We start from the raw sequence: 11,134 nt of genomic DNA on the forward strand, positions 1-11,134 counted from the left end.
ATATTTTTCCGATCGATTTCCAGCTCATGCACCGTATCGTCCAAATTGATTTCAAGATGTGTTTGACCCGAGGTTTCTGCATCGGCTGGAGCCTGGGATTCGGGCTCCGTAAAGAGTTCGCGCTGAATGCGGTTTTCAGAAACCCCGTTTTCCTCCAGGGCTGCAGTGATGGTTTCTATCATGGGGAGGGGCCCGCACAGGTAGAAAGTGTCGGGGGTGATGGATTTGTGTTTATTTCGGATAATATAGTTCACGGTGCTTTTATCGATTCTTCCGAACAGGCATTCTTCCTCCTGGTTCCGGCTAAAGATATAATAGATAAAAAACCGATCATTATATTTATTTTTCAATTCCTGTAAAGAATCGAAATACATAGCTTCTTCCCGACTCTTGTTCCCATAAACCAAAACCACCTTGTTTTCGCTATTGGAGTCCAGAGCTGTTTGAATAATGCTCATTACAGGGGTTATACCACTCCCCGCGGCAAAAGCTACAATATCCCGGGGCTCACCGTCAGCAGCAAATACGAAGCGACCCTGGGGGGGCATAACCTCAAGAACATCCCCTTTTTTCAATGTCTGGTTCGCGAACACAGAAAATGTACCGCCCGGAACTTTTTTTACACCTATCGCAACCTTGTTTTCTCCAGGTTTAGAGGACAGGGAATATGCCCTTCTGATTTCGGCACCGTCAATCGAGTGTTTAATGGTGATGTATTGCCCGGATTCGAATGCAAAAGCCTCTTTCAGGGATGCGGGAATTTCAAAGCTGATATCGACGGCATTTGGGGTTAGGGGCGTAATGTCGGAAACGATTAGGGGATAAAACTGCTGCATCAATTATAATTTTTTGCAAAATTAAGCAAAGCAGTTTTAAGAAAACCTGTGGTTTCTATACTTTTAACGGGTTTGTAACAAATTACGGACAGACAACACTAATCAATAGCTAAACCGAAAAGGCCCATGTTTAAACGCTTTTTTAACCTGGAATGGAAGTCTTTTTTCAGGTCATCTTCTTTCGCCACCAACCTGGTCTTTAAGATCCTTACGATCTTTGCACTGCTTTACTTTATTGTGGTTTTCCTCTCCCTGGGGATCGGGGCCTATTTTATAATCGAAAAGGCCGGGTTGGGCGACCCCTTGAGGGTGGTCAACCGATTTATGATTTATTACCTGGTCATGGATCTCTACGCGCGGTATATGTTGCAGAAGATGCCTGTCACCAATATCAGGCCATTGCTCTACCTGCCGATAAAAAAGGATTCCGTAGTCTGGTATTCCCTGGGAAAAACCGCACTTTCTTTTTTCAACTGGTCCCACGCCTTTTTCTTCATTCCCTTTTCAATAGTCTTGATTACAAAGGATTACGCACCCATGCAGGTCGTCGGGTGGCATCTGGGGATGATGGCCTTATTTTTTGTGAATAATTTCCTGAATATCCTGGTCAATAACCAGGATCGTATTTTCTACCCCTTAGTAATCATCCTTGCCGTCCTTGGTATTTCTCAGTATTACGGATGGTTCGATATTACGCTGTATACCGCTCCGATATTCGATGCTTTTTACGACATGCCATGGACTGCCATAATTCCCTGGGGTCTCCTGGTATTGGTTATTTGGGCTTCTTTCAGGTACTTCAGGTCAAATATGTATCTCGATGCAGGCCTAGCCCTGAAGAAACAGGAAGGCAAGACAGAGGACTACGCCTGGTTAAACCGATTTGGCAACCTGGGCACCTTTCTCAAAAACGACATCAAACTCATTCGTCGCAATAAACGATCGAGGACTACGGTAATTGTGAGCTTCCTTTTTCTGTTCTACGGGCTTATTTTCTTTTCGGGCACCTACGATTCCTATCCCATAGTCTTTGTATTTGCCGGTATTTTTGTCTCAGGGGGCTTTTTATTCACCTTTGGGCAATACGTCCCGAGCTGGGACAGCTCCTATTATCCACTGATGATGAGTCAAAATATTCAGTACAGGGAATATTTGAGTTCTAAGTGGTACCTGATCATCATTGCCACCATTTTAAGTGCGTTATTGGCCGTATTTTACATGTATTTTGGATGGAAAACCTACCTGGCCGTTTTGGTTGGGGCGGTCTACAATATAGGGGTTAACTCCTATCTCGTATTATGGGGAGGCGCCTATGTCAAAACGCCTATCGACCTGACGACCAATAAAAAGGCCTTTGGAGATAAGCAGGCGTTTAATGGAAAAACACTCCTTCTCACGATCCCTAAACTGGTTTTTCCACTCGTCCTTTTTTGGATCGGGGACTTCTTTTTCAATGAAACAGCCGGTTTTTTAATGGTTGCTTTGGCCGGCGTTATCGGATTTGCCTTTAAGGACCTGGCTTTTAAACAAATTGAAAAAGTCTATAAAAAAGAGAAATATAAAACCCTTTCCGCCTACCGCGAAAAGGCAGCCTAAAAATAAGAAGACATCATGATAACTGTTTCAGAACTAACTAAAAAATACGGAGCCCAGACCGTTCTCAATCTGCCCCAGCTTGAAATTCCGAAAGGTGAGAGTTTTGGCCTGGTCGGGAATAATGGAGCCGGTAAAACCACCCTTTTCAGCCTGCTGCTGGACCTGATTCAACCCTCGACAGGCGGGATACTCAATAATGGGATTGAAGTACAGCACAGTGAGGCGTGGAAACCTTTTACATCGGCCTTTATCGACGAAAGCTTCCTCATTGGCTACCTCACCCCGGAGGAGTACTTCTATTTCATCGGTGAGTTGAGGGGGCAGTCCAGATCTGATGTGGATGCCCTGATGGAAAGTTTTGAAGACTTCTTTCATGGGGAAATCCTCAACCAGAAAAAATACCTGAGGGACCTGTCTAAGGGAAATCAGAAAAAAGTTGGAATTACGGCGACATTTATCGGCAACCCGGAGGTGGTTATCCTCGATGAGCCTTTCGCCAACCTGGACCCCACCACCCAGATTCGCTTAAAGGGGATTATCAGGGAACTCACCCAGAACCGTGAGGTTACTGCCTTGATTTCCAGCCATGACCTCGTGCATGTTACGGAAGTTTGCGAGCGCATTGTAGTCCTTGATAAAGGGGAAATCGTCAAGGATATTCAAACGTCTCCGGAGACCCTTAGGGAACTGGAGACCTTCTTCGCCGGATAGGTTTTCTTCCCTTTGGGCAGGAGAAGGTAACAGACCATGAATGCCGGGAGGTGAATTCAGGGGTGTCTCCTTTCCAGGGAACGAGGGAATTTCACTGGCCTGGCCATACTAAACCGGGTGTTTTGTAGTTTAGATATCATACAGGAATCCGGGAATTTTGAAGCTTCGTTATCTTTTTTTTCTTTCTATTGGGGGGTTAGTTCTTTTCTTAGGAGCGTGCAGCACTAAAAAAGACGCCTTTGTCAACCGCAACTGGCATGCCCTGAATACCCGGTATAACGTGCTTTACAACGGGGGCCTTGCATTCGAAGAAGGGCGGGAGACCCTAAACAATTCATATCGGGATAATTACTGGGAAATATTGCCTGTAGAACGCATGCAGGTTTCCGAGGAGATCCGTTTGGATTCAGAGGATAACAACCCCAATTTTCTGCTCGCTGAGGAAAAAGCCACCAAGGCGATTCAAAAACACAGTATGGAGGTCGGGGGGCAGGAGCGAAATCCCCAGACCGATGAGGCCTTCTTGCTCCTGGGAAAAGCACGGTACTTTGACCAGCGATACATTCCCGCTCTCGAGGCGTTTAATTATGTGCTTAAAAAATACGAAAAGAGCAATAAACTGAACGAAGCCCGAATCTGGCGTGAAAAGACCAACCTCCGCCTCGGGTACGATGAGTTGGCGTTGAAGAACCTGAATACCCTTTTCAAATACGATGTTTTAACGGACCAGGATTACGCGGATGCACGGGCTGTAGCCGCTCAGGCATATATCAACCTGCAGGCCCTGGACACGGCGGTACAGCAAATGAAAATAGCAGCAGCATATACCCGGAAAACGGAGGAGCAGGGGCGCTATTATTTTATCATTGGACAGTTGTTTAATCGCCTGGAATATCCCGACAGTGCAGACATGGCTTTTGACAAAGTCATTGACCTGAATCGAAAAATCCCCAGGGTTTACCTTGTCAACGCGCAACTCCAGAAGATTGGGAATATAGAAATCACTCCTGAAAATCGGGATGAGGTCCGGGAGTATCTGACCGACCTCGAAAAAAATCGGGAGAACCGGCCTTTCCTGGATAAAATATATAGAAGTCTCGCCGTATATTATCACAAGATTGAGGCGGAGGGAGCGGCCCTGGACTATTACAACAAATCGCTGAGGGTTAGCCAGGGTGAACCCTATCTGAACACTCTCAATTATACCGACCTTGCCGAGTACTATTTTGACCAGAACAATTACAAAAGTGCAGGCGCCTATTACGACAGCGTATTGATGAATGTTCCCGAGAATAGCCGGACCTTTCGCAGTGTATCCAAGAAAAGGGAGAACCTGGACGACGTGATCGCCTACGAGGCTGTGGTCCGGTATTCGGACAGCGTTTTGAACCTCACGGCCATGACGCCCGTGGAGAGAGGAATTTATTTTCAAACCTATATCGACTCCTTAAAGGTTGAAGCCGAGGCAGAGGAGCTTAAAAAGGAGCAGCAGACACGAACAGGGTTACAGAGTTTCAGCGAAAGCCAGGGCGGGCAGGAGAATCAAGGGAAGTTTTACTTCTACAATGTCACCAGCCTGGGCTATGGAAAGAATGAATTTCGCCAGCGGTGGGGAGATCGGGAACTGGAGGATAACTGGCGGTGGAGCACAAAATCCAGGATTCTCTCAGAAGTCACAGCAGATGAGAATGCGGTCGCTGAGGGCGGTGAAAAGACACTTCTGGATTCTGAGAAATTTTCTCTGGATTATTATCTCGACCAGGTCCCCGAAGACCCTGCAGTCATTGACAGTCTGCAAAAGGAACGCAACTTTGCCAATTACCAGTTGGGGCTTATTTACAAGGAAAAATTCAAAGAGCTAATGCTTGCCGCAGCCCGCCTTGAAGCCGTACTGGATTCAGATCCGGAAGAGCGACTCATTTTACCATCCAAATACAATTTGTACAAAATTTATGAGGAGGAAGGAAGTCCGTTGCAAGAGCCGATGAAGTTTGATATAATCGAAAACCATCCCGAATCCCGGTATGCTGCAATCCTCACGAATCCAGAAGCAGCTTTAACATCCCAGCAGAATACCCAGGAGGTGCGTTATGCTGAACTTTTTACCGCATTTAAGGCCCAGGAATACCTGGAAGTAATTACGGGGACCGAAGAGGCTATTGAGCAGTTCACAGGAGAGCCCATAGTCCCCAAGCTGGAGTTGCTCAAAGCCAATGCGATTGGACGTTTACAGGGTTTTAATCAGTTCAGGGAGGCGCTCAATTACATCGCCCTTAATTACCCGAACACACCTGAAGGTAAAAAGGCGCAGGTCCTTGTGGCAGAACAGATCCCCAAGCTTGAAAGCTCTGATTTTTCAAAAGTTACTACTGCCGAAGGCACCTCGAATTGGAAGGTCGTTTTTCCATTTAGCCGGACGCAGCATGACAAGGCTTTAGCGCTCAAAAAGCGCCTGGATAAATCCATTAAAGATCTGATGTATGACTACACGGTTTCCAGGGACATTTACGATCTGCAGACCGAGTTTATCGTAGTACACGGCTTCCCCTCCCAAAGCTATGCCCACGGATATGTCGAGCTTCTTAAAAACAATAAGAATTACATGATCTCCAACGAGAATTTCGTAATTTTATCTGACAACTATAAAGTGGTTCAGGTCCATAAAAATCTGGCCGATTACCGCAACCAATTACAAACCCCAAAATCGCAATGAACCATGTTTTCCGAAAACAAAAAACCTAAAACTATGAACGAGCCAGGAGGTCAACCCAATCGTATTGAAAAAAACACAAAAATTAAAGGCGATATTATTTCCGAAGCGGATTTCCGAATTGATGGAAAACTCGACGGTAATGTAAAAACCTCAGGGAAAGTTGTCATCGGCAAGGGAGGGTATATCCATGGAAAAGTCGAGTGCGTGAATGCAGATATCGAGGGAAATTTTAACGGGGAACTTCTTGTTTCAGACCTGCTTTCTCTAAAGAGCTCTGCAGTCATCGAAGGCACAGTGACGGTGGCTAAATTGTCTGTGGAGCCCGGGGCCACCTTTAACGCCTCCTGCAGTATGAGTGGAAAGAATGGGCTTAACGGGAACCCATCCAGACCTTCTGAGTTCAAGGGATCTGCTTCTTCCGCTGTGAAACAACCCACGGAAAATGCGAAAACCTCCGGATAAAAAAAAGGAAAAATCTCAGCTAATACGGGCCGTTGAACTCTCTGGAATTGCCATCCAGATGGGGGTAATTATTTATTTGGCTGCACAGGCAGGTATATGGCTGGATGCCCATTACCAAAACGAAAAACAAGTCCTGACGGCTGTATGCACCATTCTCGGGGTGGGGATTTCGCTGTGGGTAGTCCTGCGGCAGCTTAAAAGATTCAACGCCTAAATGAACAACATCACTTTCCTCGGGCGTTGTCTTATCCTGTTGATACTCGTTCTCAGTATTTCTTTTGGGATTCACGCCTTTATTCGCGGCTCTAATGACTTAAATCCCTTTGGGGATTTGTTGGTCTGGAGTTATGTGACCAATTTAATTTTAGCGTTTGGCATCGTGGTATTTATCCACAGCCTCCGCCATAAGATGAAGACCCAACTGGGGTTCCTTTTTATAGCGGGTAGTTTTTTGAAGTTCCTGCTCTTCTTTGTTTTTTTCTATCCCTCTTTCAAACAAGATGAGGTGATCAGCCAAGGCGAATTTTCAAGTTTTTTTATACCCTACTTTCTCGCCCTGGTTATAGAGACTTATTTTACCGCAGTATTACTTAAAAATCTCGAAAAGGAAAACCCCGGATGACAGGGCCTTCGAGGCGTCAAAATAAAGCGCAAATGCTTTTTTCTTTTTCGGGGAATAGCTTACATTTGCACCGATTTTTAGAGACCCTTAGATTCGAGAGTTATGCGAAGTTCCTTTGTGAGTAATTTCCTGGTCGGAGTTTTCTTCTTTTGTTTAGGACCGGTTTTGTTCGCCAAAGAGACCCCTTCAGAGTCCGTTGGACCTGCCGGGACCAAGGCTGAAATCAAAGAATACATCGAACACCACCTTAAGGACTCCCATGATTTCTCCATCGCCTCTTACACCGATGATCAGGGGAACAAAGTGCACTGGGGCTTCCCACTGCCGGTAATCCTCTGGGATAACGGGCTTAAGGTTTTTTCGTCTTCCCTTTTCCACCACGGTGAAACGGTGGCAGAAGTCGATGGTAATTACTACAAGCTGTACCACAGCAAGATTTATAAAACAGATTCAGAAGGCACCATTGTCTACGATGCCGAGGATCACCCCACCAACACCAAACCCCTGGACTTTTCGATCACCAAGAATGTAGTGATGATGCTGGTCACGGGGCTGCTCATGTTGTGGTTGTTTACAAGCATGGCCCGGAAGTACGAAAAAAGTGGGGGAGTTCCCACCGGAGTTGCTAAGTTTTTCGAGCCCATCGTGCTGTATATTCGGGATGACATTGCTATACCGAACATCGGGGAGAAAAAATACAGCCGGTATATGCCCTTTTTATTGACCGTATTTTTCTTTATCTGGTTCCTCAATATGTTTGGCCTGACTCCTTTAGGGGTAAACGTTACCGGTAATATTGCGGTTACCACAGCCCTGGCGATGATCGTGTTTTTAATGACCAATTTTACGGGGACCAAGGACTACTGGAAACATATTTTTGACCCGCTTGGGGATGGGATGCCCTGGTATGGAAAAATGATCATTTACATTATCCTGGTACCGATTGAGATTTTGGGGATTTTTATCAAACCCTTTGCACTTCTGATACGTCTATACGCCAACATGACGGCTGGGCACGTTGTGCTTATGAGTCTGATCGGGCTGATTTTTATTTTTAAAAGTTGGGTGGGCGGGCCTTTGTCTTTTGGCCTGAGTTTCGCCATATCCCTTATAGAGATTTTAGTTGCACTATTGCAGGCTTATATTTTCACGATGTTATCTGCCCTTTATTTCGGCTTTGCCGCTGAAGAGCACGATCACGATCATGAAGAGCCTGTGTTGGAGCACCTTTAGTGTTTTGAGTTGTATTGTTTAATTTTTTAATACTTGTTTTATGGAGATTCCAAGTGTAATAGGTGCAGGCCTTGCTGTAATCGGTGCCGGGATCGGTATCGGAATGATCGGAGGTCGCGCAATGGACGCCATTGCCCGTCAGCCTGAAGCCTATGGTAAGATTCAGACTGCGATGTTGATCGCGGCTGCCCTTATCGAAGGAATTGGTTTCGCCGCGATTTTCGCTGGCTAAGACCTACAGATTGCTCAGGCAATCCATACGGTTGGTATGGATTGCCGGGCTTTATGGAAGAACATAAAACCTCGGGAAACCATGGAAAAATTAATAAATGAATTTTCAATAGGACTTTTCTTTTGGCAGATTATTCTGTTCGTCCTGCTTTTACTTTTACTCTGGAAGTTTGCCTGGAAACCCATTTTGCGGGCAGTTTCTGAGCGGGAAGAAGGCATAAAGGATGCTCTCGCTGCCGCCGAGGACGCGAAGAAAGAAATGCAGAATGTCTCTGCAGACAATGACCGATTGCTTCAGGAGGCACGTGCAGAGCGCGAGGCTATGCTAAAAGAGGCCCGGGAGATTCGGGAGAAAATGGTAGCAGATGCCAAAATTCTGGCGCAGGAAGAAGGGGATAAAATTATCAAGCAGGCGCAGTTGAGCATAGAAGGGGAGAAAAAGGCTGCCATTGCAGATATTAAAAGTCAGATGGCTACGCTATCTGTAGAGATTGCCGAGAAGGTGCTCCAGCACCAGCTTGAGAATAAGGATAAGCAATTGAAACTGGTCGATCAACTGGTGGATGAAATCAAATTGAAATAAGCGATGAGCGAACATCGAGCCTCATATCGGTATGCCAAGGCGCTTATGGACCTCGCCGTTGAACAGGGCCAGGTAGGTGGTATGGAAAAGGACATGCGCCTTATCCTCGATACCATTCAGGAAAACGAGTCCCTGAGAGATGTGCTTCGCAACCCAACCCTTACAGGTGTCGATAAGAAGAATGCCCTGACAGCCCTATTCAAGGGATCACAGCCCCTGACGATGGAATTGTTCAAATTGCTTGCCACCAACAAGAGGATAGACATTCTAAAAGGAATCGCGGGGCAGTTTATCGCGCTCTTTGAACAGGCCCAGGGCCAGGAGGTCGCCACTGTGGTTACCGCAGTGCCCCTCAATCAAGCGCTGGAAACCAAACTCCTGAAGAAACTTCGGGAAATCAGCGGAAAGGAAGTGACCCTTGAAAACGAAATCGACAAGGACCTGATCGGGGGATTTATTTTACGGGTAGGGGATTTGGAATACAATGCCAGCTTATCCGGAAAGCTCGAAAAATTAGAACGAAAACTATTAAGTACATAAACGGATACATCGAATCCTATAAAACGGGTTCGGTATTTATACCTATTGAACATGGCAGGAATTAAAGCCGCTGAGGTCTCAGCAATTTTAAAGAAGCAGTTATCAGGATTTGAAGCCACCGCAACCCTGGACGAAGTGGGAACTGTACTCCAGGTTGGGGATGGAATCGCACGCGTCTATGGTCTTTCCAATGCCCAGTACGGGGAGCTCGTGTCTTTTGACGGAGGCCTTGAGGGAATTGTACTGAACCTGGAAGAAGATAACGTCGGGGTGGTTCTTTTAGGGCCTTCAAGACAAATAGTTGAAGGAGCTACAGTTAAAAGGACACAGCGTATCGCTTCTATCGATGTAGGGGAAGGCATCGTCGGCCGTGTGGTAGACAGCCTTGGAACGCCTATCGACGGGAAAGGTGCTCTCACCGGGGATCTGTTTGAAATGCCATTGGAGCGGAAAGCCCCCGGGGTCATCTTCAGACAACCGGTAAATGAGCCCCTTCAAACCGGGGTAAAAGCTATTGATGCTATGATTCCTATTGGTCGGGGACAGCGAGAGCTCGTGATCGGGGACCGTCAGACAGGGAAAACTACCGTATGTATCGATACGATCATCAACCAGAAGGAATTCTACGATGCCGGAGAGCCTGTATATTGCATCTACGTAGCTATCGGACAAAAGGCTTCTACAGTTGCCGCCATCGCCAAGACCCTTGAAGATAAAGGGGCGCTGGCTTATACTACCATTGTGGCAGCCAATGCATCGGATCCTGCGCCCATGCAGGTGTACGCTCCTTTTGCAGGGGCGGCAATCGGGGAATACTTCCGGGACACCGGGCGTCCGGCCCTGATTATTTACGATGATCTCTCCAAACAGGCAGTAGCCTATCGGGAGGTCTCCCTCCTGCTCAGACGCCCACCGGGGCGGGAAGCCTATCCCGGGGACGTGTTTTACCTGCACTCCCGTCTTCTGGAGCGCGCAGCCAAAGTTATTGATGACGATGGGATTGCCCAAAAAATGAATGATCTCCCCGACAGCCTTAAAGGTATGGTAAAGGGAGGGGGATCTCTAACGGCATTACCTATTATAGAAACTCAGGCGGGAGATGTTTCTGCCTATATCCCGACGAATGTAATTTCTATTACGGACGGACAGATATTTTTGGAGCAGGACCTCTTTAACCAGGGGGTGCGGCCGGCCATTAACGTGGGGATTTCAGTTTCCCGTGTAGGTGGGTCCGCTCAGATCAAGTCGATGAAGAAAGTTGCGGGAACCCTGAAACTCGACCAGGCCCAGTTCCGGGAATTGGAAGCTTTTTCAAAATTCGGTTCGGATCTGGACGCCGCAACACTCAATGTTATTGAGAAGGGGAGGCGAAATGTCGAAATTCTCAAACAAGCTCAAAACGATCCTTTTACTGTAGAAGATCAGGTCGCTATTATTTACGCGGGCTCCAAGAATTTGCTTCGGGATGTTCCGGTTGAGAAAGTGAAGGAGTTTGAACGTGATTTTATCGAGTTCCTGAACGCCAAACACAGGGATGTGCTGGATTTATTAAAGCAGGGGAAACTCACCGATGAAATTACCGATACTCTGATGTCGGTGTGTAAGGA

The 11,134-nt window shown here is 46.7% G+C and carries 12 protein-coding genes; 11 read left to right on the forward strand and 1 reads right to left on the reverse strand.

What is annotated here, in order from left to right; translation table 11 throughout:
• Positions 1-836 (reverse strand): FAD-binding oxidoreductase (locus WBV75_RS13090; protein WP_424121032.1); only part of this gene is annotated, 836 nt, incomplete at its 3' end.
• 126 nt (positions 837-962) lie between these two features.
• On the opposite strand from WBV75_RS13090, the gene WBV75_RS13095 reads away from it, so the two are divergent.
• The 11 genes from WBV75_RS13095 to atpA all read left to right on the forward strand — a co-directional run.
• Positions 963-2,432 carry a DUF5687 family protein gene (locus WBV75_RS13095; protein WP_424121033.1) on the forward strand — a complete coding sequence of 490 codons (1,470 nt, stop codon included), beginning with the start codon at positions 963-965 and terminating at the stop codon, positions 2,430-2,432.
• Positions 2,433-2,447: 15 nt separating this feature from the next.
• Positions 2,448-3,143 (forward strand): ABC transporter ATP-binding protein, encoded by a 696-nt coding sequence (locus WBV75_RS13100; RefSeq protein WP_424121034.1) that lies wholly within the window; start codon positions 2,448-2,450, stop codon positions 3,141-3,143.
• A gap of 157 nt (positions 3,144-3,300) precedes the next feature.
• The gene (locus tag WBV75_RS13105; protein WP_424121035.1) at positions 3,301-5,856 is read left to right on the forward strand and encodes a tetratricopeptide repeat protein; all 2,556 of its coding nucleotides are present in this window, start codon (positions 3,301-3,303) and stop codon (positions 5,854-5,856) included.
• A 3-nt stretch (positions 5,857-5,859) separates the two neighbouring features.
• Positions 5,860-6,318: a bactofilin family protein gene (locus tag WBV75_RS13110; RefSeq protein WP_424121036.1), complete on the forward strand. Its 459-nt coding sequence runs from the start codon at positions 5,860-5,862 to the stop codon at positions 6,316-6,318.
• Positions 6,299-6,532, forward strand: coding sequence for an AtpZ/AtpI family protein (locus WBV75_RS13115; protein WP_424121037.1), 234 nt, complete (start codon positions 6,299-6,301; stop codon positions 6,530-6,532). Before WBV75_RS13110 ends, WBV75_RS13115 begins: the two co-directional genes overlap by 20 nt.
• Positions 6,533-6,940 (forward strand): DUF6168 family protein, encoded by a 408-nt coding sequence (locus WBV75_RS13120; RefSeq protein WP_424121038.1) that lies wholly within the window; start codon positions 6,533-6,535, stop codon positions 6,938-6,940.
• 102 nt (positions 6,941-7,042) lie between these two features.
• Entirely contained in the window at positions 7,043-8,173 is a 1,131-nt protein-coding gene (atpB, locus tag WBV75_RS13125) for a F0F1 ATP synthase subunit A (protein ID WP_424121039.1), read from the forward strand.
• Positions 8,174-8,213: 40 nt separating this feature from the next.
• A complete protein-coding gene (gene atpE / locus WBV75_RS13130; RefSeq protein ID WP_424121040.1) occupies positions 8,214-8,405 on the forward strand; it encodes an ATP synthase F0 subunit C in 192 nt (63 codons plus the stop codon).
• 81 nt (positions 8,406-8,486) lie between these two features.
• Positions 8,487-8,987 (forward strand): F0F1 ATP synthase subunit B, encoded by a 501-nt coding sequence (locus WBV75_RS13135; protein ID WP_424121041.1) that lies wholly within the window; start codon positions 8,487-8,489, stop codon positions 8,985-8,987.
• A gap of 3 nt (positions 8,988-8,990) precedes the next feature.
• On the forward strand, positions 8,991-9,527 hold the full coding sequence (atpH, locus tag WBV75_RS13140) for an ATP synthase F1 subunit delta (RefSeq protein ID WP_424121042.1): 537 nt from the start codon (positions 8,991-8,993) through the stop codon (positions 9,525-9,527).
• Positions 9,528-9,578: 51 nt separating this feature from the next.
• Positions 9,579-11,134, forward strand: a 1,556-nt coding sequence (atpA, locus tag WBV75_RS13145; RefSeq protein WP_424121043.1) for a F0F1 ATP synthase subunit alpha, incomplete at its 3' end; no start/stop codon positions are given.

The organism is Robiginitalea sp. (assembly GCF_049588695.1).
Taxonomy (GTDB): domain Bacteria; phylum Bacteroidota; class Bacteroidia; order Flavobacteriales; family Flavobacteriaceae; genus Robiginitalea.